A 25821-nucleotide genomic window follows, 5' to 3' on the forward strand; every position below is an offset into this window, starting at 1 on the left:
GTGATGCAATGACAATGCCAACGAGTTTATGTCCCAATAGGATGCAAATTCATTCGATTATCCAAGAAACCTCGGATGTCTGGACAATCAATCTCATTAATCACGATTTCTATATGTATTCGCCCGGTCAATATGCTCTGGTTAGTATCAAAAATAGTGATGAAGTCATGCGTGCTTACACTCTGTCCTCATCACCAGGGCAAAGCCGTTTTATCTCAATAACGGTGAGACGCTTAGAAAACGGAATAGGGTCAAACTGGTTAACTCGTACAGTTAAAGAAGGGGATTACCTTTGGTTATCAGAAGCTCAAGGCGAATTTACTTGCGCAAATGTCACATGCCAACAATATTTAATGTTAGCGGCTGGTTGTGGCGTAACGCCAATCATGTCAATGACGCGTTGGCTAATGGTCAATCGTCCCCAAGCTAACGTTAAAGTCTTATTCAATGTTCGTGATGACAAACAAGTTATTTTTGCGCAGGAATGGCAGCACTTAGCGAGCTTGTATCCAGATAGATTACAATTATGTGTGATGGCAGAAACTCCTGATTATGGTGATATAGCGCAAGGGCGTCTGACCGAAGAAAAACTGAAAGCGCTTGTGCCAGATATTCGTTCTCGTGTTGTAATGACCTGCGGCCCCGTACCCTACATGAAAAATGTACAGCAATATGTAGCAAATTTAGGCGTACCCGCAGCGCATTTTTTTATGGAACGTTTCTCGACAGAGCCAGAAGCGGTAGAAAGTGAAAACATACTTACATTAAAAATTCGTCAACGTTTGCTCAACTTTAATGTACCTGTTGGCACAACGTTACTAGCGGCATTAGAACAGAATAAACAACCTGTCATTGCGGCTTGTCGAGCTGGGGTCTGTGGAAGTTGCAAAACAAAAATATTATCAGGCAATTATACAACAACCAGTACCATGACATTAACTGAGGCAGAAATAGCTGAGGGGTATGTTTTAGCTTGTAGTTGCCAATTACACAGTGACACTGAAATAGCATAATTACTTAAAATAAATAGGCTGTCTCACTACTAAAATAATGAGACAGCTCTGCGAAGTGTTTGTGAATAAATATTTTCATTATACTGAATATATGTAGGTTAGTTTTCTGTTTTAACGTCAGTCATAAAATAAACTGACAGCTTACTTAGGGTATTAATTGCTGAGACTGCAACTTCTTTATTTGGATCTTGGCATAAATCAATGATACGGATGATTGCATCACTGTATTCAATGGTTGCTTTAAAATCCCCTAATGCTGAAATTGCAGCGATTTTTATTTCATCATTTACGCGAAATGTTAAACTGGTTAACATTCCAACAATTACTTTATCCATAATAAAATTTTCACTGTTAAATAAAATATGAGTTATTGTATGGTAATTATTGTAATATTTAATTCTAAATTGTTATAAAAAAACTTTAATTAAAAATTAAAAAAATACTTTTCTATAATAGCTTAGTATTTAATATCGATGTAGGTGTTTTTTCTTATTTATAGATTGGTGTATTTACCTATGTTTAATATAAAATACTACTATATAGGGTGAGATACTGTTACATATACCCTTGGAGGGTGTCAACGTTTATATTTGATTTTGTCTTTTTATAGTGGCGTTTTATTTATTTTGAGAGCTGGGGTTAAGCGGTTTTTTTCATTTTTTAATTGGTTAGTTTTGTTAAATAATATTTAAAATGTAATTTTTGTTTTTTAGATTAATATTGTTGGTATTTTTTTATTACTATAATGTTTTTATAACAAAATAATGAAATTTATTATTTGTTACACTTTGTTACCTAGTGAAGTTATATTAAATATAAACTTAAACGGAACCTAAACAATAAGTTTTCGATGCGTAAAAAACCGTACATATAGGGTGGTAATTAATTCAGCAGAGGGTATAATTCGCGCCGCATCCAAAGTGCAGTATCTCGTTAGGCGAGGCTCCTATACAAACATAGGTTGCTGATCTGACGACGTCGAGAGACGCCCAAGATTAGGACAGGATATATCGACCGAAGGTATATCCCCATGTAACTTCCTGATAAAAACAGGATACGTTGTATAGTGCTAAAACCGAGACGAAGAGATAGCTTTTGCATTCTCTCATCTGGTTTCGCCCCTATGTGAGTACTGTTTGAGTAACCAACAGTAATAGGGACTAATAAAAATGACTTTCACTACCCAAAACAAAGCGGGAGCAGTTGCTATTGCTCAATCCGCGATGAAAGGCTCACGCCGCAAAGACAATAATACACAACAACCAAAAGTTGATGACGCAACTGTCAGTGCGTATATGAGTCAATCATATCTGCCAGTTTCTATCACAGATTCAATAGATTGTGTAAAACAAAATCTTATTGAACATCTTGATGGTGAACAAATCCCCACTTATTTGTTTGTTGTTGATAACGACAACTATTTAAATGGAATTATTTCAGTTAAATCTTTACTAGCCTCACCAGAGAATTTATTAGTGTCAGATATTATGCGACACAATTACTTTTCTGTTGCGCCTGAACAATCACGTCATGACGTTTATGACCTGATTAATCATAGTGGTCTAGATATGATCCCCGTGGTGCAATTTGGTAAATTAATGGGTGTGTTGCGTCCGCAAGATATCGCTGAATTAATTGAAGATGAGAATACACTTGATGCGCAATTACAAGGCGCAACCACACCGCTTGATGAACCTTATTTAACAACAAGCCCTGTGACATTATGGCGTAAACGTGTTGTTTGGTTATTGATGCTATTTGTCGCTGAGGCCTATACCGGCACTGTTTTAAAGGCATTTGAAGAGCAACTAGAAGCCGCCATTTCACTGGCATTCTTTATACCTTTACTTATTGGTACAGGGGGGAACAGTGGCACACAGATTACCTCGACGCTAGTTCGCGCGATGGCGCTTGGTGAAGTGAGCTTACGTAACCTTGGTACAGTATTGAAAAAAGAAGTGTCCACTTCATTTTTAGTTGCAATCACTATCGGTGGCGCTGCTTTAATTAGAGCTTGGATTTTAGGTGTAGGTCATGAAGTGACCATTGTGGTGAGTTTAACCATTGTTGCGATCACCGTATGGAGTGCAATAGTTTCTTCTATCATTCCTATGGTGTTAAAGAAAATGAAAGTCGACCCAGCAGTTGTTTCTGCACCTTTCATTGCAACCTTTATTGATGGTACTGGGCTGATTATTTACTTTGAAATCGCAAAATTAGTGATGACGGAGTTTGCTTAAGCGTTTAGCTCAAACCTGATGCGGCAGAAAAATCAATTTTCTGCCGCTACGACTGTTTCTTCTCTTAGTTTTAATATCCCTTTACATCGGCGACACAAATATTGGGTTTCACCTCGAACAACCTTGTTATGGCGACGTATAGTCAGCTCGTGGGGTGCTTCACATGCACAATAATAATGGAATGTTTTGCTTTTTACGGTAGCCACCGCAAAGTTATGAGTCCGTTTCGCTGTTACTTCAAGAACATGCTGCATCATCCATTTCCATTCTTTGCCGTGGGGAGCAATGCCTTGGCGACCAAATACTTTAAAAACAAGTAAATGAGCCAATTCATGGGGGACGACCTCGTCAATGAAGATTTCTTTATTTTCAATTAATAATGTGGGGTTGATACGAATTTCCCATTCTTTTAAGTAGGCACTACCTGCGGTTGTACCACGTTGTTTATAGTTAATAATGGGCTCTGGAAATGTTTGCTCCAGCTTTTGTTCTGCAAGTACGAGTTTTTCTCGCAATGTACGCATAACGCGTTGTTGTAAAAAAATTGGGACTCTAGTCGTTTTCATTGCTTAAAGATACGTGAGGGTCAGTGAGTCAAACAAGAGATAATTGACAGTCATTATATCAAAACATATATTATCATTACATATAATATAAAGAAAAAGTTACTGCATGAATAATAACACGTCTGAAGAACAAATTTTAGCGATGAAGCAAGCTGCAAACCAGACCGCTTCATTATTGAAAACATTGGGCAACTCAGATCGCTTAATTTTACTTTGCCAATTAACTCAAGGTGAAGCTTGCGTTAGCGAGTTGGAAGAGCGTTTAGGCATTAAACAACCCACGTTATCACAACAACTGACTGTACTGCGCAACGAAGGGTTAGTCACCACGCGGCGTGATGGCAAACGCATCTATTATGCGATTGCAGATGAAAAGTTATTTACGTTGCTTAATACATTATATCAGTTGTATTGCCCAATAAAGGAGCACTAACATGACGATTGACTGGGCTAATTTTACGCCAATATCTGCTGCGATAGGTGGGATATTAATTGGTTTAGCTGTGGTAATTTTATTGATTTTTAATGGGCGTATTGCGGGTATCAGCGGTATTTTAGGTAGCTTATTAAACCCGATAAAAGGTGATACAGCTTGGAAAGTTGCTTTTGTTATAGGTTTGATGATTGCTCCGGTATTGTTCATTTGGTTTGCTTATACTCCGGAAGTTAATATCGACGCAAGTATCCCCATCTTAATTGTAGCGGGCTTATTTGTGGGGTTTGGCAGCCGTTTAGGTAGCGGCTGTACCAGTGGTCATGGTATTTGCGGGATGGCAAGGTTCTCTCGTCGCTCGATTGTTGCTGTGTTGATTTTTATGATTATAGCTTTTGTAACCGTCGCACTTGTTAACCATTTTGAGTTAAGAGGGTAGCAGTATGCCAATTATTATTGCTCTCATTTCGGGAATTTTGTTTGGTTTAGGATTGGTGATAGCGGGGATGGGGAATCCAGCAAAAATCCTTGCATTTTTAGATATTACTGGCAACTGGGACCCTTCTTTATTAGTGACAATGGCCGTTGCTATGGTGATCAGTGGCGTTGCTTTTGCATCGGTTAAAAAGCGTAAAGTGAGTGTACTCAATTGCCCGTTACAGATCCCATCAAATCAAAAAATTGATAAAAAGCTGGTGGCAGGAAGTGCCTTATTTGGGGTTGGCTGGGGGCTTGCTGGTATTTGTCCGGGGCCGGCGTTGCTATTAACAGGGATGGGGATCACTCAGGGGATAATATTCATGTTAGCGATGATTGCTGGGATGGCGATTTTTCAATTTAGTCAAAAAAGTTAACTGTACGAATCTAACTATATAATATTAAACAAAAAACCCATCATTGATGGGTTTTTTATGTACTGTATTTAATGGCAAAGTTACAACCCAGCAGCACTACGTAGTAATTCTGCTTTATCCGTTTTTTCCCAAGGGAATTGTGCTCGACCAAAATGGCCATATGATGCAGTTTGCTGATAAATAGGGTGCAGTAAGTCAAGCATTTTGATTAAACCATATGGACGTAAATCGAAGAATTCACGAACTAATTGGATCAATAGAGATTCATCAACTTTACCAGTACCAAACGTTTCTACCATAATTGATGTAGGTTCAGCGACACCAATTGCGTAGGAAACTTGAATTTCGCAGCGGTCAGCAAGGCCAGCAGCAACAATATTTTTGGCAACATAACGTGCAGCATAAGCCGCGGAACGGTCAACTTTCGAAGGATCTTTACCAGAGAAAGCTCCACCGCCGTGACGCGCCATACCGCCATAGGTATCAACAATAATTTTGCGACCAGTTAAACCACAGTCACCCATTGGCCCACCAATCACAAATCGGCCTGTTGGGTTAATAAAGAACTTGGTTGCGGAGCTTAACCACTCGGCAGGCAGAACCGGCTTGATTATTTCTTCCATTACCGCTTCATGCAGGTCTTTTTGTTGGATATCTTCAGAATGCTGAGTAGATAAAACAACAGCATCAATACCGACAATTTTATTGTTGTCGTATTGAAAAGTAACTTGGCTCTTTGCATCAGGGCGTAACCATGGCAATGTGCCATTTTTACGGACGTCCGCTTGGCGTTGAACTAAGCGGTGCGCATAAGTAATTGGTGCAGGCATCAATACATCAGTTTCGTTAGTCGCATAACCAAACATAAGGCCTTGGTCACCCGCACCTTGTTCTGATGGATCAATACGGTCAACACCTTGATTAATATCTGGAGACTGTTTGCCAATAGCACTTAAAACAGCACATGAATTAGCATCGAAGCCCATATCTGAACTGGTATAACCGATTTCGCGAACTGTTTTGCGTGTGATTTCTTCAATATCAACCCAAGCTTTGGTCGTGATTTCTCCCCCAACCATTACCATTCCTGTTTTGACGTAGGTTTCGCAGGCAACGCGAGCTTTCGGGTCTTGTTCAAGAATAGCATCAAGTACTGCATCAGAGATTTGATCAGCAATTTTATCTGGATGCCCTTCTGATACAGACTCAGAAGTAAAGAGGTGTGTAGCCATGAGATTAATACCTTAAGAATTCGCAGATTTATAATTGGATGTTTTAACATCTAGACGGCTATTCTAGTCCCATACGGTAAAAAATTCTACCTGTATTTTTACAAAAGTCGAATAGGGCATAAAATGGCAATTTAGAATAACTTCTAAAAGTTTTATCGTAATTTTGTCATTTTGGTTTTGCTTTTTGAGCTCAATAGATGTATAAACTGCGACCGTAACGGATGGTTGTTCGTTCCCGTTATATACCAGCAGGTCAAAAAGAAATACCCTGCTATCTATCAGGAATGTTTATAAACTTTTAAATTTCAATAAATATAAGGTGATATAGCTTAAATCAACAGGTTCACCTGCCAAAATAGTGCTACCGCATTGAAGTTTTAAAGAAATAAACAGTTATATTGGGGGTTAATGGTAAATGATCCATAATCTACTGAATAACAGTATCCAACCGTCATATGCGGATCGCCGCGTGACATTGGCATTTACTTTCCTGTCATTTTTTACTTCTTCACGAAGTTACCGCCACATCTCTCATACACCTTTAAGGCTAAGTCATTAATTTGTCAGCTTAAGGCCGTATATTGTCACTGTTTAGATGTTCTAAGCACTTTTTATTAAAATCTGAGTATTACCGTTTCCCCGACATAACTGCTTGGCAGTGTGATGTCATCATAGACATGCATTTGTTGACATAGATAGAAAGGATAACGCGTCGCTCACCCCTCCAATAGGAGTTTATTATGAATGATAATATCGCTCGCAAAATGCGCCAGACGTACAATATTGCGTATTGGGGCGGTGGCTACTATCAGGTGAATGAGCGCGGAAATGTCTGTGTTTGCCCTAATCCTGAACACCCTGATACCATTGTCGATTTAGCTGATCTCGTAAATCAAGTTAAAGAAGAACAGGAGCATCTACGCTTACCGGCTTTATTTTGCTTTCCGCAAATCTTGCAGCATCGCCTGCGTTCGATAAATGCGGCGTTTAGACGTGCTCGTGAATCTTATGGCTACAAAGGGGATTACTTCCTTGTTTATCCCATTAAGGTAAACCAGCAGCGCCGCGTGATTGAATCACTGGTTAACTCAGATGAGCCTTTAGGATTAGAAGCCGGGTCTAAAGCGGAACTTATGGCCGTTTTAGCTAACGCAGGCCGTACTCGTACGGTGATTGTTTGCAACGGTTATAAAGATCGTGAATATATCCGTCTCGCTTTAATTGGTGAAAAACTCGGTCATAAGGTCTACCTTGTTATCGAGAAAATGTCTGAAATTGAGATGGTGCTAAAAGAATCGGAAAGCTTAAATGTGACTCCACGTTTAGGTGTGCGCGCACGCCTTGCTTCCCAAGGCTCTGGTAAATGGCAGGCCAGTGGGGGAGAAAAGTCCAAGTTTGGTTTGGCTGCGACACAAGTGCTGCAACTTGTGGAAATATTGCGCAATGCGAATCGTTTAGACAGCTTGCAACTGCTACATTTTCATTTAGGCTCTCAGATGGCGAATATCCGTGATATCGCAACCGGGGTTCGTGAATCTGCCCGTTTTTATGTTGAGTTGCATCATTTAGGTGTTAACATTCAATGCTTTGATGTCGGTGGTGGGCTGGGTGTTGATTACGAAGGCACACGTTCTCAATCAGATTGCTCAGTCAATTATGGCTTAAATGAATACGCCAATAACGTGATTTGGGCGATTGGGGATGCGTGCGAAGAATTTGATTTACCGCACCCAACGGTGATCACGGAGTCTGGTCGAGCACTCACGGCTCATCATACCGTTTTAGTCTCCAATGTCATTGGCGTTGAGCGTAATGAATTCACGAAAACGTCGGCGCCGGATGAAGATGCACCGCGTTCGCTGATTTCTTTATGGGAAACATGGGAATCAATGCAGCATCAAGGCAATAGCCGTTCATTACGTGAATGGTTACATGATAGTCAGTTCGACTTACAAGAAGCCCATACCCAGTACGCTCATGGTGTGTTAGATTTGACACAACGTGCATGGGCAGAAGAGCTATACCTTAATATTTGCCGTCGTATTCAGCAGGATTTAGACCCGAGCAACCGTGCTCACCGTCCGATCATCGACGAATTGCAAGAACGTATGGCAGATAAGTTCTATGTTAATTTCTCATTGTTCCAGTCATTACCTGATTCTTGGGGGATTGATCAAGTATTCCCTGTCTTACCGATTGAAGGGTTAGATAAACCGTTAGATCGGCGAGCTGTCTTGCTGGATATCACTTGCGATTCTGATGGTATTATCGACCATTATGTGGATGGTGATGGTGTCGAAACCACCATGCCAATGCCAGCGTATGATCCTGAAAACCCACCAATGATAGGTTTCTTCATGATTGGGGCGTATCAGGAAATTTTAGGCAATATGCATAACCTGTTCGGTGACACGGCCGCAATTGATGTTTGGGTTGATAGCCAAGGCAACGTACGTTATTTACAAAGTGAAGAAGGTGACTCGGTGGCTGACATGCTGCAATATGTCAAACTGGTACCTGAAGAGCTATTAGAAAGTTTTACTGAGCAAGTAAAAGGCACAGGGCTGAGTGAGCAACTGCAAAAAGACTTTGTCGACGAGTTCGAAAATGGCCTATATGGTTATACCTATTTAGAAGACGAATAAATGATCGTCATATTTCGCATTGTAGCGTCAGTGGCCGTACTTTGTTGTCGCCTAGCGACAGTGCGATCTATATAGAGCATCGTATAGTGGAGAGATAATAATTTTATGCAAAAAAATGCAGTTTGTTTATTATTTAAACTGTATGAAGTTGATCAGATAAAATTATTTGAACCGAATATTAAACGGGTTTGCTAACGAGCAAACTCATTTTGAGGAACAAAAATGATTAATAGTACTTTAGGCAATCAAGTTGATAATTCACTGGTTTCTAACGCATTTGGTTTTCTACGTTTTCCACTGAATTTTCAGCCATATAGTTCAGATGCACAGTGGGTGATCACCGGTGTGCCATTTGATATGGCAACGTCTGGCCGTGCTGGTAGCCGTCATGGGCCCGCCGCTATTCGCCAAGTATCTACTAACCTTGCATGGGAAAGCCATCGTTGGCCGTGGAACTTTAAACTAACTGACCGTTTAAATGTCGTCGATTGCGGTGACCTTGTGTTTGCATTCGGTGATGCTCAAGATATGAGTGACAAACTACAAGCGCATACTGAAAAACTGATTGAGTCGGGTAAACGCTGCTTAACTTTTGGTGGCGACCACTTCGTGACACTGCCATTATTACGCGCTCACGCAAAACATTTTGGTAAAATGGCGTTAGTCCATTTCGATGCACACACCGATACTTATGGTAACGGTAGCAAGTTTGACCACGGAACGATGTTCTACCATGCGCCAAAAGAAGGATTAATTGACCCAACCCGTTCAGTGCAAATTGGTATTCGTACTGAACACGACAGCGATAATGGCTTTACTGTGCTGGATGCGGCGCAGGTTAATGACCGTAGCGTGGACGATATGATTGCGCAGATCAAAGAAATTGTTGGTGATATGCCTGTTTACCTGACGTTCGATATTGACTGTCTCGATCCTGCATTTGCACCGGGTACAGGAACACCGGTTATCGGTGGTTTAACGTCAGATCGCGCGTTGAAATTATTGCGTGGCATACAGTCATTAAATATCGTGGGTATGGATTTAGTGGAAGTGGCTCCTGCATATGACCAGTCTGAGATCACGGCTCTTGCGGCAGCATCCATTGCATTAGAAATGTTGTATATCCAAGCAGCGAAGAAATAACGGCTATATTTTGCATGCTCCCATTAAAGCCACCAGTTAAAGAAAAGTGTCCAATATATAGGGTTCACTTCATTTATGGTGGCTTTTTAAGTTTAAATTTCACTCAGTCGTTTGTTAATTAAACAAAATCCAAAGAATAGCATTTTTTGTTTATTCTATTGAGAATGGTTTTTATTAACGATCGTCTTTGAATTTCATTATTCATGCCTTTTTCTTTGGCAAACAAAATACATTAACTGCATCAATAGTGAAATGTTTTTTATTAGTTAGAAATAATAGTTAAAAATCATTATTTTGTAACTTATTGTTATTATTGTTAACTTATTAAGATTGGTGGACTAGTCATTTTGGCTATCATTCCGTAGGAGATAAGTATGGCGTTAAATAATAAAGTTGTTTTAGTTACTGGTGCAGCTCAAGGTATTGGTCGTAGTATTGCATTACGTTTAGCTAAAGAAGGCGCTGATATTGCGTTGGTAGATTTGAAAAAAGACAAACTTGAAGATGTTGCTAAAGAAATTGCAGCATTAGGCCGTAAAGTTTCAACATTTGCTGCGGATATTAGTCAACGTGACCAAGTATTTGCTGCGGTTGCTCATGCGGAAGCTGAGTTAGGTGGTTTCGATGTAATGATTAACAACGCAGGGATTGCTCAAGTTAAGCCAATCGCTGATGTACGCCAAGAAGATATGGATTTAATCTTCAAAATCAATGTGGACGGCACCATGTGGGGGATTCAAGCGGCTAGCGAGAAATTCAAAGAGCGTAAGCATAAAGGAAAAATCATCAATGCATCCTCCATTGCAGGCCACGATGGTTTTGCTATGTTAGGTGTTTATTCTGCAACAAAATTTGCGGTTCGCGCGTTAACTCAAGCGGCGGCTAAAGAATACGCAAGTTCAGGGATCACTGTAAATGCTTATTGCCCAGGTATTGTTGGTACTGATATGTGGGTAGAAATTGATGAACGTTTCGCTGAAATTACTGGGGCACCAAAAGGCGAGACTTACAAAAAATATGTCGAAGGTATCGCGCTTGGTCGTGCGCAAACCCCTGATGACGTTGCTAGTTTAGTGGCATTCTTAGCCAGTGATGATTCTGACTACATTACTGGACAGTCAATTTTGACTGACGGTGGGATTGTCTATCGTTAATTCGAAAAAGTAATGTTTCTACTTTGATAAGGCCTTAGTGAATAGTATCACTGAGGCCTTTTTGATCACTTAACTTGTTGTTGAATATCGGCCAAAATAGCACCCGCTTGTGTCCAAAGTAGGGAGCCACCTTCATTGCTTAGTAAATGGTGTTGGCAATTAGGAAAACGGGTAGCTAATGTTTTGCCAAAGTCAGGGGAATGAACGGTACTCATATCGAGTTTTCCATACCATAACGTGACTGGCACACGGATATCTTCAGGTGTGAAACCCCATTTTTGCAGCGCAATCAATAAGTCTTGAACATACCCTTGGTTACCTTGGGCGAAAGCACGTCGGATACAGTGACTGTATGCTTCGAGGAAACGCTCTTCATTGTAAAGTTGTTGGTCGACCTCAGCGCTGCAATTGAGGATAAATGCCAGCAGCCATTCACTAGTCACATTCTTTAATAGCCAATTAGATAAATTATCGGGGGCGTTTAAAGCTTGTTCTTGCATATTCACAACATCGGCTGTCAGAATTGCCCGAGTGGCAGCGTGTTCAAATTGGTCTTGACCAGATACTATAGAGACTGAAACTGGATGGCAATATTGTGCGACAGCCATCGCAAAAACAGCGCCCTGAGAAAAACCAATCACAGAAAATTGTTCTATAGCTAGGTGTTCTAATAACGCTTGAATATCCATTGCACAGCTTTTTAGGGATTTCTGTGCATCAAACGTTGAATCGCCAAGTCCAGCACGCTCAGGCACAATCAAACGGATATTGAGCTTTTCCAGTAAATCTAATCCGAAACCCAAATTGCCACTCATACCTGCACCAGTACAGAAAACAACTGGAAAACCTGTTTTAGGGCCTGACTCAAACCAACAAAATTGGCGGCCATCAGTTAACATCATAGTGTGTTGATGTGGGTTTAACAGTGGTGCATTATACATGGTGAATTCCTACAACAGGCAAGTACAGACTGAGTGATAAGATAGGTCAGTTAGTTATTATTCAAACTGGCATTGTTATGTATGTAATTTTAAAGTATTAAATAGGTAAATTGCAAAATATTAGCTCAACAATTACCTGTTAATTAGCTTATAGAGGATGATATGGCATTTTCCGAGTCAGAAAAACAAGTGCTATTAGCGGTTAAGGGGGTAGGGCCTATGGTGATCAGCCGTTTGGAGCAGATGGGGTTTGCATCATTAGCGCAATTGAGTAAAGCTTCTTATAGTGAAATTTTAATTTCTGGGGCTGCACTAACCGGCTCAAGTTGCTGGAAAAACAGCCCGCAGGCTAAAAAAGCGGTTGAAGGTGCTATCCAAGCGGCGAAACAAGCGATTGAAGCAGGGAGCTAATCTGCTTTATGCTTCGTTTTCCATTTTTTGCTGCGTAAGATATTGAGCACCTGCACGGACATAGAGAAAAACATAGCAAAATAAATATAGCCTTTTGATACATGGACATGGACGCTTTCAAGTAACAAAGTAAAACCAACTAAAATTAAAAATGATAAGGCCAAAATCTTCACCGATGGGTAGCGCTCAACAAAATCCCCAATTGGTTTGGCTGCCATCATCATTATCAACACTGCGACAACAACCGCCGCCATCATAATAAATAGGTGGTCAGACAAACCGACCGCCGTGATCACCGAGTCTAGACTGAAAATAATATCTAAAAGTGCAATTTGCGCGATAGCTCCCCAAAATGAACTCACGTGACGATGCGTTAAACCATCATCATATTCCCCTTCTATCGTATCAAAAATCTCTTGGCTTGCTTTCCAAATTAAGAAAATACCACCAGCACAAAGGATTAAATCGCGTGCGGATATAGGGTGAGCAAACAAGGTAAGTAGAGGGGTAGTTAGTTGTGCTAACCACGCAATGGAAGCTAATAATATCAGGCGCATCACCATCGCTGCCATGAGTCCTGTGCGCCTTGCTCTATTTTGTTGATGGGCCGGTAGCTTGCTGACAACAATACTCAGAAAAATAATATTGTCGATCCCTAATACAATTTCCAATATGGTTAGTGTCGCCAATGCCATCCAAGCATTCGGGTCTAGTATCCACTCAAACATCTGCGTACCTTATCAATCAAAAGATTAAACAGGGATAATTATTTATCGTCTGCTTTGGTACAGGCGACAGTCTTGAGGCTAAGCAAGGTTAAAGTGCCGAGCCAGCAAGGGGGCGGTAAAATCTTTTTTAAGATAAAAACCGCGTGGCAATGTCATTATCGGTTGACCAAACTCGCCAATGGCTTCGGTAAGCGCTTTATTGTTTGCGGCTTTCGGTCGGATTTGTAAAACTTGGCCATGACGAGCCGTGATGGTTTCGACTTTTCCTAATACAATCAGATCCATTAACTCTTCCCAATCTTGCCGTAACAATTGTTCTTCAAACACTGAAGGGCTCCAAATCAATGGATTAGCGACTCGGCGTTGTGCGAGAGGAATTTGTCTTTCCCCTTCGATAGGGAACCACAAGATGCGGGACAGTTTTCGTCGTACGTGGCTATTTTCCCACGTCAAACCGCTATTGCCAGTTAATGGTGCGACAGAAACAAAGGTTGTTTCTAACGGTGTCCCATGACGATCGATAGGAATGGTTTTTAGTTCAACACCAATATGAGCGAAATCTTGCTCGGCTTTACTGCCCGCACTTGCACCTAAATAATACTCTAATAGCATACCGACCCAGCCTTTATCTCGTTTGAGATCTGGGGGGATCGGGAGTGCTGCAATTTGCGCGAGTTCCCCTAGAGTATAGCCTGCGAGTGCTTGAGCTCTACTCATTAAGGTGGCTTCGTTATCGGGTGGTGCTGGTGGTATAAATGGCATAATAGTTTGCAAATCAATGTATAAAAAACAAGCAAAAATAATTCACATCATCTAATTAGTATAACACTTTTCCCCTATTATTTTTAACCCTATGATATATAGGCGAATAAAACAATTTATTCACTCGTTTTATCATTTGTAATAGAGGTTATTCATGTTCATCCCAAGATAATCACAGGATCATGCACTAGGTTATCCACAGGATTTCTGGATAACTATGAAAAACAGGGATTACTGTGTGTATTTACAGCCTTGACGAAACGATTTTTTTGACGCGCATCACATGAAATGAGTAAGTTAAGCACATATGTTGTGGATAAATACATCGTTGTTTGATATTTGCTCAGTTAAAGTCTTGCACAACTTAGTAAAAAAAACAGCCAGTGGGTAAACGCGTTTTTTTGATTTTAATTTATTGATTTATAAGTATTTATTGACTTGGGTTGTTTTTTTGTAAAAACGCAATTTGGGGATATACCCTGATTACTATAAGGTTGTTCACATAGATATCCACAGAAAAAGTGAATAACATCCTTATTATTCAATTTAGCTGTTTATAACTATTGAAGATCGTTAAGGTTATCCTCAGCAGGTTTAAACCAAGCCGATTTAAAATCAAACCATCCAAATGTATTCATACGTACTCCTCGCATGGTTTTTTGTCCTTGCAATTCTAGCCAGTGATGAAATATAGGGTGGAAGAGTTGCGAGTCAATTAGGCTTTCACACCATGACTCAACATCTAACTGCTTATTGCGCCACAAATTAAGTTCATTTTCTAAGGTATTACCCAGACATTGGCGAAGTAATGGCATTTCATATAAAGTGGCAAAAATTGAAAATTCGAGTGGCTTGAAAAAATTGGCGGTAGCCAACCAAATATCGCTTTGAGCTTGACCATTAAACCAATCATCATAATCAATAATATTAATTTTAAGTTCTACGCCTTGCGCTTGTAATACACGCTTCATAATTTGGCTGATGGCATAAAACTCATGGTGATTATGATAAAAAGTTACTGTCAGTTCAGTTAAATCTTCAGGTTTAGGGTATAAAGTGAGCATTTTGCTATGGTGCCAATGAAGTAATAAACCATAAGCAGGTGCCCAATGACGTTGGTAAAAGGGGTCACAATGGGCAAGAAGATTTACGGGGGTTAAAAAGCTGCACAGCCATTTACGAACATCTTGTCGCTGACCAATTTCAGAACGTTGATCGATCAACAGGAAATAACAGCCTTCTTCCATACGGCTTTCCAATGAGTCGCTATTATGATGTTTATCCCCATCCATTTTTAATGTAGTGCATACCATTTGTTCTGATAATTCAGGTACCACCCAAATGGTGACTTCATCAAGTAAAGCGCGATAGCCAAAATAGCGATCAAAGGCACTAATAGTAAGCTTTTGAGGTAAATTTTTATCAACTAAATATGGACCAGTACCGATAGGGCAGCGACTAAAGTTATTTAAGCTTTCCCATTCTTTCGGCAAGATAGCTGCGTGGTGGCTACCTAGTAGACAAGGTAACTGCTTATCGGGTTTACTTAACGTGATATCAATGACATAAGGTAGGGGAGAGGTGACGGACTGAATATGAGAAAATAACGGCCAACCATTTTTTAAACGCATGAGAGAGCAAATAATATCTTCTGCAACCATTTCCCGACCGTGATGGAAGTAAATCGCAGGGCGTAAATAAAAGCGCCACTGTGTATCACAGGTTGATTGCCAGTGATGGGCAAGGCCATCTTCCACTTCCCCTTTTTCCTCATTTATGTGGGTGAGTCCGTTAAAAATTTGGCTCATTAAATGGATTTCAGAGCGGCGCATGGGGGCTCCGGGAAGAAGGGTTGGGAAATCACGATAATAAATGATACGTAATAAGTTTTTGCCTTGCCGATAGCTTCGCTCTAACTCAGATAGCACCATTTGGCGAATAGTTTCTTTATCACCAACGAGAGCGACCAGTTTTTCAATACTTTCTTCTTTTAATAACTGCTCTGCTTGTGCTTGTTGCAGTTCTAAGCCATTAATATGAAAAATTAAGGTTGAGCGTTTTCCACGTCCTGATACTGCTTGCCAGTTTAGCCAACCACAAGACTGCATATTATTAAGAAGTGTACGGACATGGCGCTTGGAGCAAAATAGGGTATCAGCGATGTCTTGCAGCGTCGTTTCACTGTCTTGCCCCTGAAAATGTTGCCAGAGACGAATAAATTGGGTTTGTAATCGTGAATTTGACATAAAAGAGGAACTCCGGCAAAAAATGCATCAATTTTAATATTTTAAAATCTAACGATAATAAACAGCAGTAAGTAGCTCGTTTGGTCTGTATATTGCGGACCAACTCCCCCATTTAGAGTAATGGTGTTATATCACCGAGCCGGTTTTTACCGGCTTTTTTTTGTTTTTTCGTCATATTTCGCACTGTAGCGTTGTTGGTTTCGCTCAGCTACTTGGGTCACATACTGGTGTATGCTCCCCAAGATATCTTCTCTCACCGCCTAGCTACAGTGCGAACTATTTAGAAAAAATCTTAAAGCAAAAAGTCTGTAATTTGTGGTGATATTTGTGTCGTCAAAAAATATTTAAGTTAATTATACAGGAAGAAATTAATGGGGAAGTAGTTTTGGACTGTAAATTTTCAGGGATGGGTTATTTCGCATTTTTTGGCGAAAAATAGGCGATTTAATTGGGATATAAGAGTTAAAAGCGGAACTACGCCCACCGAAGTAGGCGTAGTCAAGAGATTAGTTCATGAAAGCAGGGATCTGACTCTCATAATCCTTGATTTGACTGACGTGTTGCAATGTCAGTCCGATACTATCCAACCCATTCATCATGCAGTGGCGACGGAAACTATCAATTTCAAAATGATAGGTTTCATCACCTGCGGTGACTGTTTGAGCCTCTAAATCCACCGTAAACTGGCAACCTTCATGGTTATTCACATAGTTAAACAACTGATCGACCTGTTGCTCACTTAATTTTATAGGGAGTAATTGGTTATTAAATGAGTTGCCATAAAAAATATCGGCAAAACTCGGCGCGATAACCACTTGAATGCCAAAGTCAGTTAATGCCCAAGGGGCGTGTTCGCGGGAAGAGCCACAACCAAAGTTCTCACGAGCCAGCAAAATACTCGCTCCTTTGAATACGGGCTTGTTCAGGACAAAATCAGGGTTAGGTTGTTGCCCGTTCTCATCCAAAAAACGCCAGTCATTAAATAAATGTTGACCAAAACCAGTGCGAGTGACTTTCTGCAAAAATTGCTTAGGAATGATGGCATCGGTATCAACGTTAGCGGCATCTAATGGGGCGACAATGCCTACGTGGGTAATAAATTTTTCCATGGTTCTCCCCTTAAATTTGAATATCGCGAACGTCAGCAAAATGACCGTTAATGGCTGCTGCTGCGGCCATTGCAGGGCTCACTAAATGTGTACGACCTGCGCGGCCTTGGCGGCCTTCAAAATTACGGTTACTGGTCGATGCACAGCGTTCACCTGGGTTTAAGCGGTCATTGTTCATCGCTAAACACATGGAGCAGCCCGGTAAACGCCATTCAAAGCCCGCATCAATAAAAATTTTATCCAAACCTTCTTGTTCTGCTTGGGCTTTAACTGGGCCAGAACCGGGAACCACGATAGCTTGAACGCCAGAAGCCACTTTTTTGCCTTTGGCGATGGCGGCGGCGGCACGTAAATCTTCAATACGTGAATTGGTGCATGAACCAATAAAGACTTTATCAATTTTTACATCTGACAACTTAATGCCAGATTGTAACCCCATATACGCTAACGCTTTTTCTGCTGAAGCACGCTCAACTGGGTCAGCAAATGATTCAGGGGCAGGGATTGGTTGATTTATGGCAATAACTTGCCCAGGGTTAGTTCCCCATGTCACTTGTGGTGCAATGCTACTTGCCTGAATAGTAATGATTTTATCGAACTGAGCGTCGTCATCGGTTTTCAATGTTTTCCAGTAAGCGACGGCATCATCCCATTGCTGGCCTTTTGGTGCGAATTGACGTCCTTTCATATAAGCGAAAGTGGTTTCATCAGGCGCGATGATCCCCGCTTTTGCGCCTAACTCGATAGCCATATTACAGACGGTCATACGACCTTCCATGCTTAAGTTCTCGATTGCTTCGCCACAAAACTCAACAATATACCCTGTTCCCCCTGCGCTGCCAGTGGTTCCGATAATTGCTAACACGATATCTTTCGCGGTAATACCCGCAGGGGCTTTACCGACTACTTCAATCTTCATCGTTTTTGCGCGAGCTTGTTTTAACGTTTGGGTCGCCATAACGTGCTCAACTTCAGAGGTACCAATCCCAAATGCTAAGGCACCAAATGCTCCATGAGTTGCTGTATGAGAATCCCCACAAACAATGGTCATCCCCGGTAAGGTAATTCCTTGCTCAGGCCCCATAACATGTACAATACCTTGGTATGGGTGATTCAAATCATACAAAGTAACGCCAAACTCTTTACAGTTCTTCATCAACTCTTGCATCTGAATACGTGCCATATCGCCGCACGCGTTGATATCTTTGGTTTGCGTGGACACATTATGATCCATCGTTGCAAACGTTTTGCTAGGTTGATGCAAAGGTCGATTTTTAGTTCTTAATCCATCAAAAGCTTGTGGAGAGGTCACTTCATGTACCAGATGACGGTCGATATAAATCAAAGGAATTTCATTTTCGACTTCGCGAACTACGTGGGCGTCATACAATTTTTGATATAAAGTTTTGGCCATGTTACACCCCTTGTGCAATATAACGAGCAATGATATCGCCCATTTCACTGGTACTAATGGATTTGCCAGTGCTAGCTAAATCTGATGTTCTATAGCCTTCTTCTAAGGCTTTATTCACTGCTCGCTCAATAGCATCAGCCGCATCCGCCTGGTTCAAGCTAAATCTAAACAGCATTGATGCCGATAAAATTTGAGCGATTGGATTGGCTATATTTTTCCCTGCGATATCCGGTGCAGAGCCACCAGCGGGTTCATATAAACCAAAGCCTGCTTCATTTAAACTGGCAGATGGCAACATCCCCATAGAGCCTGTGATCATGGCGCACTCATCAGAAATAATATCGCCAAACAGGTTTGAACATAACACCACATCGAACTGGGATGGTGCTTTAATCATTTGCATCGTAGCGTTATCAATATACATATGGCTGACGTCAACATCGGGATACTCTTTCGCAATTTGATTAACTACTTCACGCCATAAAACAGAGCTTTGCAATACATTGGCTTTATCAATTGAAGTAACTTTGTTATTACGTTTACGTGCGGACTCGAATGCAATTCGAGCAATACGTTCAATCTCATAGCGGTGATACACTTCAGTATCAAACGCATATTCTTCTTGGCCTTCGCCTTTACGGCCTTTTGGCTGGCCAAAGTAAATCCCACCGGTTAATTCACGGACACAAAGAATATCGAAGCCCTGTGCGGCGATATCTGCACGTAATGGGCAAAATGCTTCCAATGCTTGATATAAACGAGCAGGGCGTAAGTTACTGAATAATTTAAAATGTTTACGTAAAGGTAATAATGCTCCACGTTCAGGTTGGCTATCAGGTGGCAAATGCTCCCATTTTGGGCCACCAACGGAACCAAATAATACCGCATCGGCTTCTTCACACCCTTTCACGGTGGCTTGTGGCAATGGCTCACCGTGTTTATCGATAGCCGCACCACCAACATCATATTCGGTTGTGGTGATAGCAATGGCAAAGCGTTTACTCACCGCATCTAAAACTTTATACGCTTGCGCCATAACTTCTGGACCGATGCCATCTCCCGGTAATACGGCAATTTTATAGCTAGACATTGTTAAACAGCTTCCTTTGTGTTTGATTGTGATTCTTGGTTTATTTTTTGTTTTTCTATTTCAACTTGTTCTGAACGCCAAATACTATTTAATACATGAACCATTGCTTTGGCTGATGATTCCACGATATCCGTGGCTAACCCCATACCATGGAACTTACGGTTATGGCATTCCACCACGATATCGACTTGCCCCAAAGCATTTTCGCCGTGGCCTTTGGCTGATAATTGGTAAGAAACTAATTTCATTGGGTAATTGGTGATATTACTAAAGGCCTGATAAATCGCATCGACTGGGCCATTCCCCGTAGCAGCTTCCGATTTCACCTCATCACCACACTGCATTTTGACTGTTGCGGTTGCGACAATACTAGAGCCTGATTGAGTGCTAAAATAGTCCATTACGAAGTGGTCAGTTTCATCTTGCTGCTTAGTAAAGAAAGCCAATGCTTCTAAATCATAGTCAAAGACTTGACCTTTTTTATCGGCTAAGTTCAAAAATGCAGTATATAATTCATCCAATTTGAAGTCTTTACCTTCATGATAGCCCATTTCTTCCATACGGTGTTTAACGGCAGCACGGCCTGAACGTGAGGTTAAATTCAACTTCTCTGCTTTTAAGCCGATAGACTCTGGGGTCATAATTTCGTAGGTTTCACGGTTTTTCAACACACCATCTTGGTGGATGCCTGATGAGTGAGAGAACGCATTGCTACCAACAACCGCTTTGTTGGCTGGGATAGGGGTATTGCATAATTGGCTAACTAATTGGCTAGTGCGGTAAATTTCTTGGTGATTAATATTGGTGTGCACATTTAACATTTGTTCGCGCAACTTAATAGCCATAATCACTTCTTCTAATGCCGTATTCCCAGCACGCTCGCCTAATCCATTAATGGTACCTTCTACTTGGCGAGCACCAGCTTGAACTGCGCTGATAGAGTTTGCTACAGACATCCCTAAGTCATCGTGGCAGTGAACTGAAATAATGGCTTTATCAATATTTGGAACTCGGTTATACAAATCTGTGATGATACCGCCAAACTGATAAGGTGTTGTATAACCTACAGTATCAGGGATATTAATGGTGGTTGCTCCAGCATTGATCGCAGTTTCAACAATACGACATAAATTGTCAGGATCAGTACGTCCGGCATCTTCACAAGAAAACTCAACATCATCGGTGTAGCGTCTTGCGCGTTTGATTGAGTTGATTGCCATATCCATTACGCCATCAAATGATTTATTTAATTTTTTCTCCATATGTAAATTGGAGGTGGCTAAGAAAATATGAATACGGAATGCTTCTGCAATTTTCAATGCTTCCGCTGCAACGTCAATATCATTTTCCACGCAACGAGCTAAGGCGCAGATGCGGCTATTTTTGATTTCACGAGCAATAGTTTGAACGGATTCGAAATCGCCGGGTGACGACACAGGGAAGCCGGCTTCAATAATATCAACCCCCAAACGCTCTAATGCGAATGCGATTTGTAATTTTTCTTTTACGGACAAACTTGCCTGTAATGCCTGCTCACCATCACGTAATGTGGTATCAAAAATAATGACTTGGTCGCTCATATTGTATTCCTCATCTCGAATTTTTATTTATTAAACCGAATGTTATGTTCTTCCCAAGCCGCAGGCATAAAAAAACCCGCGGGTTGCGCGGGCTTTTAATGTTTGTGGACAGCGTCTTTCTATTTTCCGTCCATAAGCATACCGCGCAAATTTAATGCGAGTAGTAGTAGGCTTAGTAGGCGGATAGAAAATGTCATTTTAAACTGTCTCTCTAGGTAACTTAATTAAACTGTATTTATTGATACGTGATATCCAAGTTAATGTCAATCGGAGATTTTTCATATATTTTTACCAATCATGAATTGCCATTTTTATTTGGTGGTTATGACTATTTTTGATATTTTTTATGATGTTTTTATCTATATTCGTTGGTAAAATTGAGTGTAAAATTCTTACGGTGAAATGTTTGATGTTTTGTATTTATGTAATTTATTGTTTTTTTTGATTTTTATCTGTTTTTTTGTGTGTGGGGCAGACGGTAAGTGGAAAAGGAATTACACTGGTCAATTCTTTTAATTAAGTTAATTATCTAATAAATGAATAATTAAAAAATAATCTGATTATGAGAATATTTATTGATATCTACATGCGATTTATTATGATTTCTTGCGCAAATTGCTTTATTATTTTTACGGAGGCTGACATTGTGCTTAATGAATAAAAGGCATCCATTGCCGTGATGAATATTTGCGTTTTATGATGATATCTATACTGTAAATCTAATTAATGGGTAAAATATTATAACGTCGTTTTAATAAATGCAGGGAAAGCGAAATAGCTTATTATCTATAAGTTGTTTTAAGAATAATATTTAATGAATTTATATATTCATCGGTTTTTTAGATGAATGAGTCTTTTCGTTAATGAAAAATGATAAATAAATTTAGTGGAGTAAAAAATGACTGATTTTGATACGATTTCAACAGGCAAGAAAGACGGTAGTGATATTCATCTACGTAATGTTGATTTAAATTTATTAACGGTTTTTGATGTTGTTATGCAGATGCAGAATGTTACTAAAGCAGCTCAAGTATTAGGCATGTCACAACCTGCGGTTAGTAATGCAGTTTCTCGTTTGAAATCAATGTTTAATGATGAGCTTTTTGTGCGTTATGGCCGTGGAATTCAGCCAACTTCTCGCGCAAAACAATTATTTGGGCCTGTTAGGCAAGCACTGCAATTGGTTCATAATGAGTTACCGGGGGCCGGGTTTGATCCTCTGCACAGTGAAAGAGTGTTTAATTTATCTATTTGTTCTCCATTAGACATACGCTTAGCTGCGATTATTGTCGAGAAATTTAAATTAATATCGCCTAATATTAATATCTCCATTCGTTCTTTTATCGATGACAATATTGCTCATCAATTAAAATATCAAGAAATAGACTTTTTCCTTGGCTATAATCAACTCGAAAAAAGTGAATATCAACATCAGGTTTTATTTAATGATGAATTGGTATTAGTTGTTGCAAATCATCATCCGCGTATTTCAGACACTATTTCTAATATTGAAATGAATAATGAGCGCCATGCTATAATGGCAATGGATAATATTAGCTCATTTAGTAAACCTTATTATTATAATACTGATTTATCCCATACGATTAATTATCAAGGAACTGATTTAAATAGCGTATTAAATATCGTTGCACAGACTGATCTCGTAGCGATTGCACCTAAATGGTTAGTTGAGCGCCACTCAAGTCAGCTTAAAGTGCGTTCATTGGCTTTACCTTTGGAAAATAACACACGCCCTTGTTATTTAACATGGCATGAATCAACAGTAAGGGATAGAGGCCACCAATGGATGAAGTCCCAGTTTAACCAAATGATCTCTGAGCTATCTGAACAGGCAGTCGCAGCATAGGATATATTGGTCCTAGGGCTGTAGGGCATTCGTGAATATGGCTACCTTTGGCCTACAACAAATAGAAGTCTGTCTATAGCAGAACACATATTATGACAAGGTAACTCACTCGTTTGGGTGAGTTACTCAGATTGGTTTTGTCATAGAGATAACATTTGCAGAAAATTTACATATAAAGACTTTTCAGAGTTCCCTTTAGCCGATACACTGCAAATATTCAGCTAACACTTGTAAGCTGAAATAATTGCAATGGTTAAGTGCTTGTGAATATACCGAGCAACTTATATCGATAATGACCTATAGGGAATTCACTTTGATTACTGAAAATCTATATCCATACCACTTGGTTAATCGCTTACGTAGCAGAGTTGATGCTCACGAATCAGCGAACCGGATAGCTTTCAGTCAATGGAATAACGGGCAGCAAAGCTCGTTAACATGGAGCGAGATAGGTGTTCGCACCTCGGCAATTTCTCGTCATCTCTTATCGTTACAAGTATCAATACAGGAAAATATTGGCCTTTTTGCGCATAACAGTATGAACTGGTCACTTGTTGACTTCGCTGCTCTACAAATTAGAGCGGTTACTGTACCGTTGTATGCCACCAGTAGTCTTGAGCAGGCTGCGTATATTATCAATGATGCGAATATTAAAGTGCTATTTGTTGGGGAAGACGCGCAGTACCAAGTTGCTAGCCAGTTACCTGCACTTTGTCCACAGTTGAAAATGATAGTAGTGATGGATGACAGTGTCGAACTTATTGAAGGGGCTGTTGAATCGCTACATTTATCAACATTTATGTCTCAAGCTCAGCCTGAGTACCAATCTGAATTAAACGAACGCATTGCTACTCATAACCTCAGTGATTTATTTACAATAATCTATACATCAGGAACGACAGGGGAACCAAAAGGCGTCATGTTGGACTATTACAACATGGCTGCACAGTTATATCTCCATGATCAACGATTAAAACTCACCGAGGATGATATTTCGTTAAGTTTTTTACCTCTTTCTCATGTATTTGAACGTGCATGGAGCTTCTATGTCATGCATGTAGGGGCTCTAAATGTTTATTTAACAGACACTAACTACGTAAGAGAAGCGCTTGCTGATGTTAAACCAACGGTTATGTGTGCAGTGCCTCGCTTTTATGAAAAGGTTTATAGCACAGTGCAGAGCAAAGCGGCAAAAGCCTCATGGCCTCATAGAATGCTGTTCAAGTGGGCCATTTTGTTAGGGAAGAAACGGGTTAACGCAATGGCGAAAGGCCGTCAGCCATCGTTGCTTAACCGTGCCATGTTTCCACTTGCAGACAAGCTGGTGCTAAGTAAAATTCGTGCAGGACTCGGTGGGCGTATCCGCTTTATGCCAGCAGCAGGCGCTCGTCTTGATGATGATGTCATTGCTTTTTTCCTATCGGCTGGCGTCAACATCAAATATGGCTATGGCATGTCAGAAACGTGCGCCACAGTGTCTTGTTGGGAAGAGGGGCAATATCCATTAGGTTCTATTGGAACTCCGCTAACTGGGGTATCAGTACGTATTGGCAAAGATGATGAAATCCAAGTCAAAGGTCCTGTGGTCATGAAAGGCTATTACAATAGACCGAACGAAACGTTAGATACATTTACAGCAGATGGCTGGTTAAAAACCGGTGATGCAGGGCAAATCGATGCACAGGGAAATCTTTATATCACCGATAGACTCAAAGATTTAATGAAGACGTCTAATGGAAAATATATTGCACCGCAAATGATTGAAGGGGTTTTAGGGCAAGATACATTTATTGAGCATATTGCTGTTATTGCTGATGCTCGTAAGTTTGTTTCAGCTTTAATTGTGCCTTGTTATGATAGTCTAGAAGAATATGCAAACTCAATTAACTTAAAGTACCGGGATCGTCTAGAGTTATTAAAGGACTCGAATATTGTCGCTTTATTCGAGTCTCGCTTAAAAGATTTGCAAAAAAATATAGAAAATTTTCATCAGGTTAAGCGTTTTACCTTACTGCCTACAAATTTCTCTATGGAGAAAGGTGAATTAACACCAACACTAAAGCTACGCCGTAAAATTATTTCTGAACGCTACCAACTAGAAATTGAATCCATGTATCAAGACTAATTGGTTTTGCAATTGTAGTTGCCCAAGTTATATGTCTAACATGTAACTTGGGTTATTCGATGATGATGATTCCTATCATTTTTCATTTTTATTCAGGTGGAAAAAACTCACTGTTTTTTCACTCAAACTAGTTATTCAGCCTTTCATTTTTTTTATATATAGTCAATCTATCTGCCATTTATCCCTCTTCAAGATAATATGAGATTTTCGTGAGTTTGATGCTGAAATGATATTTGCTTCGTTTCAGCCAGAGCGATATGTTAATGGA

At 40.2% G+C, this 25821-nt stretch carries 22 protein-coding genes and 1 riboswitch; of the genes, 11 read left to right on the forward strand and 11 right to left on the reverse strand.

The features are described from left to right. Nucleotides 1-8: 8 nt before the first annotated feature. Nucleotides 9-1013: an NADH oxidoreductase gene (gene hcr, locus ACLPIE_RS06725; RefSeq protein WP_430260753.1), complete on the forward strand. Its 1005-nt coding sequence runs from the start codon at nucleotides 9-11 to the stop codon at nucleotides 1011-1013. Nucleotides 1014-1111: 98 nt separating this feature from the next. On the opposite strand, the gene ACLPIE_RS06730 is transcribed toward hcr, so the two are convergent. Beyond that, nucleotides 1112-1348 (reverse strand): HEAT repeat domain-containing protein, encoded by a 237-nt coding sequence (locus tag ACLPIE_RS06730; protein ID WP_430260754.1) that lies wholly within the window; start codon nucleotides 1346-1348, stop codon nucleotides 1112-1114. A gap of 587 nt (nucleotides 1349-1935) precedes the next feature. After that, nucleotides 1936-2108, forward strand: a riboswitch (M-box (ykoK) riboswitch). Between the two features lie 74 nt (nucleotides 2109-2182). Between ACLPIE_RS06730 and ACLPIE_RS06735 the strand changes: the two genes are divergently transcribed. Continuing rightward, nucleotides 2183-3253: a magnesium transporter gene (locus ACLPIE_RS06735; RefSeq protein WP_430260755.1), complete on the forward strand. Its 1071-nt coding sequence runs from the start codon at nucleotides 2183-2185 to the stop codon at nucleotides 3251-3253. A gap of 32 nt (nucleotides 3254-3285) precedes the next feature. On the opposite strand, the gene ACLPIE_RS06740 is transcribed toward ACLPIE_RS06735, so the two are convergent. Then, nucleotides 3286-3819, reverse strand: coding sequence for a SprT family zinc-dependent metalloprotease (locus ACLPIE_RS06740; RefSeq protein ID WP_430260756.1), 534 nt, complete (start codon nucleotides 3817-3819; stop codon nucleotides 3286-3288). A gap of 106 nt (nucleotides 3820-3925) precedes the next feature. On the opposite strand from ACLPIE_RS06740, the gene ACLPIE_RS06745 reads away from it, so the two are divergent. The 3 genes from ACLPIE_RS06745 to ACLPIE_RS06755 are packed head-to-tail and all read left to right on the forward strand — an operon-like array spanning nucleotide 3926 to nucleotide 5106. Beyond that, nucleotides 3926-4252, forward strand: coding sequence for an ArsR/SmtB family transcription factor (locus ACLPIE_RS06745; RefSeq protein WP_430260757.1), 327 nt, complete (start codon nucleotides 3926-3928; stop codon nucleotides 4250-4252). Nucleotide 4253: 1 nt separating this feature from the next. Beyond that, nucleotides 4254-4691 (forward strand): YeeE/YedE family protein, encoded by a 438-nt coding sequence (locus ACLPIE_RS06750; RefSeq protein ID WP_430260758.1) that lies wholly within the window; start codon nucleotides 4254-4256, stop codon nucleotides 4689-4691. A gap of 4 nt (nucleotides 4692-4695) precedes the next feature. Continuing rightward, on the forward strand, nucleotides 4696-5106 hold the full coding sequence (locus tag ACLPIE_RS06755; RefSeq protein ID WP_430260759.1) for a DUF6691 family protein: 411 nt from the start codon (nucleotides 4696-4698) through the stop codon (nucleotides 5104-5106). 80 nt (nucleotides 5107-5186) lie between these two features. On the opposite strand, the gene metK is transcribed toward ACLPIE_RS06755, so the two are convergent. Then, nucleotides 5187-6338, reverse strand: coding sequence for a methionine adenosyltransferase (metK, locus tag ACLPIE_RS06760; protein ID WP_430260760.1), 1152 nt, complete (start codon nucleotides 6336-6338; stop codon nucleotides 5187-5189). 740 nt (nucleotides 6339-7078) lie between these two features. Here metK and speA point away from each other — a divergent pair. The 3 genes from speA to ACLPIE_RS06775 all read left to right on the forward strand — a co-directional run bounded on the left by speA (nucleotide 7079) and on the right by ACLPIE_RS06775 (nucleotide 11280). Continuing rightward, on the forward strand, nucleotides 7079-8983 hold the full coding sequence (gene speA, locus ACLPIE_RS06765; RefSeq protein WP_430260761.1) for a biosynthetic arginine decarboxylase: 1905 nt from the start codon (nucleotides 7079-7081) through the stop codon (nucleotides 8981-8983). Between the two features lie 222 nt (nucleotides 8984-9205). Continuing rightward, a complete protein-coding gene (gene speB / locus ACLPIE_RS06770) occupies nucleotides 9206-10126 on the forward strand; it encodes an agmatinase (protein ID WP_430260762.1) in 921 nt (306 codons plus the stop codon). A gap of 374 nt (nucleotides 10127-10500) precedes the next feature. Further along, nucleotides 10501-11280 (forward strand): acetoin reductase, encoded by a 780-nt coding sequence (locus tag ACLPIE_RS06775; RefSeq protein ID WP_430260763.1) that lies wholly within the window; start codon nucleotides 10501-10503, stop codon nucleotides 11278-11280. A gap of 65 nt (nucleotides 11281-11345) precedes the next feature. On the opposite strand, the gene ACLPIE_RS06780 is transcribed toward ACLPIE_RS06775, so the two are convergent. Beyond that, nucleotides 11346-12221 (reverse strand): alpha/beta fold hydrolase, encoded by an 876-nt coding sequence (locus ACLPIE_RS06780; protein ID WP_430260764.1) that lies wholly within the window; start codon nucleotides 12219-12221, stop codon nucleotides 11346-11348. Nucleotides 12222-12383: 162 nt separating this feature from the next. On the opposite strand from ACLPIE_RS06780, the gene ACLPIE_RS06785 reads away from it, so the two are divergent. After that, on the forward strand, nucleotides 12384-12632 hold the full coding sequence (locus ACLPIE_RS06785) for a helix-hairpin-helix domain-containing protein (protein WP_430260765.1): 249 nt from the start codon (nucleotides 12384-12386) through the stop codon (nucleotides 12630-12632). Here ACLPIE_RS06785 and ACLPIE_RS06790 read toward each other — a convergent pair. The 7 genes from ACLPIE_RS06790 to leuA form a co-directional block, all read right to left on the reverse strand. Further along, nucleotides 12629-13360 carry a TerC family protein gene (locus ACLPIE_RS06790; protein WP_430260766.1) on the reverse strand — a complete coding sequence of 244 codons (732 nt, stop codon included), beginning with the start codon at nucleotides 13358-13360 and terminating at the stop codon, nucleotides 12629-12631. The two genes, ACLPIE_RS06785 and ACLPIE_RS06790, sit on opposite strands and share 4 nt — an antisense overlap. A 78-nt stretch (nucleotides 13361-13438) precedes the next feature. Continuing rightward, complete coding sequence (gene mutH, locus ACLPIE_RS06795) at nucleotides 13439-14122, reverse strand: DNA mismatch repair endonuclease MutH (RefSeq protein ID WP_430260767.1); 684 nt, start codon at nucleotides 14120-14122, stop codon at nucleotides 13439-13441. Nucleotides 14123-14682: 560 nt separating this feature from the next. Further along, nucleotides 14683-16368: an HTH-type transcriptional regulator SgrR gene (gene sgrR / locus ACLPIE_RS06800; protein ID WP_430260768.1), complete on the reverse strand. Its 1686-nt coding sequence runs from the start codon at nucleotides 16366-16368 to the stop codon at nucleotides 14683-14685. 506 nt (nucleotides 16369-16874) lie between these two features. Further along, on the reverse strand, nucleotides 16875-17477 hold the full coding sequence (gene leuD / locus ACLPIE_RS06805) for a 3-isopropylmalate dehydratase small subunit (protein WP_430260769.1): 603 nt from the start codon (nucleotides 17475-17477) through the stop codon (nucleotides 16875-16877). Nucleotides 17478-17487: 10 nt separating this feature from the next. Then, the gene (leuC, locus tag ACLPIE_RS06810; RefSeq protein WP_430260770.1) at nucleotides 17488-18891 is read right to left on the reverse strand and encodes a 3-isopropylmalate dehydratase large subunit; all 1404 of its coding nucleotides are present in this window, start codon (nucleotides 18889-18891) and stop codon (nucleotides 17488-17490) included. A 1-nt stretch (nucleotide 18892) separates the two neighbouring features. After that, on the reverse strand, nucleotides 18893-19981 hold the full coding sequence (gene leuB, locus ACLPIE_RS06815; protein WP_430260771.1) for a 3-isopropylmalate dehydrogenase: 1089 nt from the start codon (nucleotides 19979-19981) through the stop codon (nucleotides 18893-18895). Between the two features lie 2 nt (nucleotides 19982-19983). After that, complete coding sequence (leuA, locus tag ACLPIE_RS06820; protein ID WP_430260772.1) at nucleotides 19984-21561, reverse strand: 2-isopropylmalate synthase; 1578 nt, start codon at nucleotides 21559-21561, stop codon at nucleotides 19984-19986. Nucleotides 21562-22459: 898 nt separating this feature from the next. Here leuA and leuO point away from each other — a divergent pair. Next, nucleotides 22460-23428: a transcriptional regulator LeuO gene (leuO, locus tag ACLPIE_RS06825; RefSeq protein WP_430260773.1), complete on the forward strand. Its 969-nt coding sequence runs from the start codon at nucleotides 22460-22462 to the stop codon at nucleotides 23426-23428. Nucleotides 23429-23720: 292 nt separating this feature from the next. Further along, the gene (locus ACLPIE_RS06830; protein ID WP_430260802.1) at nucleotides 23721-25553 is read left to right on the forward strand and encodes an AMP-dependent synthetase/ligase; all 1833 of its coding nucleotides are present in this window, start codon (nucleotides 23721-23723) and stop codon (nucleotides 25551-25553) included. Nucleotides 25554-25821: the final 268 nt, after the last annotated feature.

It is taken from the genome of Providencia sp. Me31A, assembly GCF_050487165.1.
Lineage (GTDB): Bacteria > Pseudomonadota > Gammaproteobacteria > Enterobacterales > Enterobacteriaceae > Providencia.

Coding starts and splice junctions, on each gene's coding strand:
- hcr (WP_430260753.1), top strand. CDS start 9: ATGACAATGCCAACGAGTTTATGTCCCAATAGGATGCAAATTCATTCG.
- ACLPIE_RS06730 (WP_430260754.1), bottom strand. CDS start 1,348: ATGGATAAAGTAATTGTTGGAATGTTAACCAGTTTAACATTTCGCGTA.
- ACLPIE_RS06735 (WP_430260755.1), top strand. CDS start 2,183: ATGACTTTCACTACCCAAAACAAAGCGGGAGCAGTTGCTATTGCTCAA.
- ACLPIE_RS06740 (WP_430260756.1), bottom strand. CDS start 3,819: ATGAAAACGACTAGAGTCCCAATTTTTTTACAACAACGCGTTATGCGT.
- ACLPIE_RS06745 (WP_430260757.1), top strand. CDS start 3,926: ATGAATAATAACACGTCTGAAGAACAAATTTTAGCGATGAAGCAAGCT.
- ACLPIE_RS06750 (WP_430260758.1), top strand. CDS start 4,254: ATGACGATTGACTGGGCTAATTTTACGCCAATATCTGCTGCGATAGGT.
- ACLPIE_RS06755 (WP_430260759.1), top strand. CDS start 4,696: ATGCCAATTATTATTGCTCTCATTTCGGGAATTTTGTTTGGTTTAGGA.
- metK (WP_430260760.1), bottom strand. CDS start 6,338: ATGGCTACACACCTCTTTACTTCTGAGTCTGTATCAGAAGGGCATCCA.
- speA (WP_430260761.1), top strand. CDS start 7,079: ATGAATGATAATATCGCTCGCAAAATGCGCCAGACGTACAATATTGCG.
- speB (WP_430260762.1), top strand. CDS start 9,206: ATGATTAATAGTACTTTAGGCAATCAAGTTGATAATTCACTGGTTTCT.
- ACLPIE_RS06775 (WP_430260763.1), top strand. CDS start 10,501: ATGGCGTTAAATAATAAAGTTGTTTTAGTTACTGGTGCAGCTCAAGGT.
- ACLPIE_RS06780 (WP_430260764.1), bottom strand. CDS start 12,221: ATGTATAATGCACCACTGTTAAACCCACATCAACACACTATGATGTTA.
- ACLPIE_RS06785 (WP_430260765.1), top strand. CDS start 12,384: ATGGCATTTTCCGAGTCAGAAAAACAAGTGCTATTAGCGGTTAAGGGG.
- ACLPIE_RS06790 (WP_430260766.1), bottom strand. CDS start 13,360: ATGTTTGAGTGGATACTAGACCCGAATGCTTGGATGGCATTGGCGACA.
- mutH (WP_430260767.1), bottom strand. CDS start 14,122: ATGCCATTTATACCACCAGCACCACCCGATAACGAAGCCACCTTAATG.
- sgrR (WP_430260768.1), bottom strand. CDS start 16,368: ATGTCAAATTCACGATTACAAACCCAATTTATTCGTCTCTGGCAACAT.
- leuD (WP_430260769.1), bottom strand. CDS start 17,477: ATGGAAAAATTTATTACCCACGTAGGCATTGTCGCCCCATTAGATGCC.
- leuC (WP_430260770.1), bottom strand. CDS start 18,891: ATGGCCAAAACTTTATATCAAAAATTGTATGACGCCCACGTAGTTCGC.
- leuB (WP_430260771.1), bottom strand. CDS start 19,981: ATGTCTAGCTATAAAATTGCCGTATTACCGGGAGATGGCATCGGTCCA.
- leuA (WP_430260772.1), bottom strand. CDS start 21,561: ATGAGCGACCAAGTCATTATTTTTGATACCACATTACGTGATGGTGAG.
- leuO (WP_430260773.1), top strand. CDS start 22,460: ATGACTGATTTTGATACGATTTCAACAGGCAAGAAAGACGGTAGTGAT.
- ACLPIE_RS06830 (WP_430260802.1), top strand. CDS start 23,721: ATGACCTATAGGGAATTCACTTTGATTACTGAAAATCTATATCCATAC.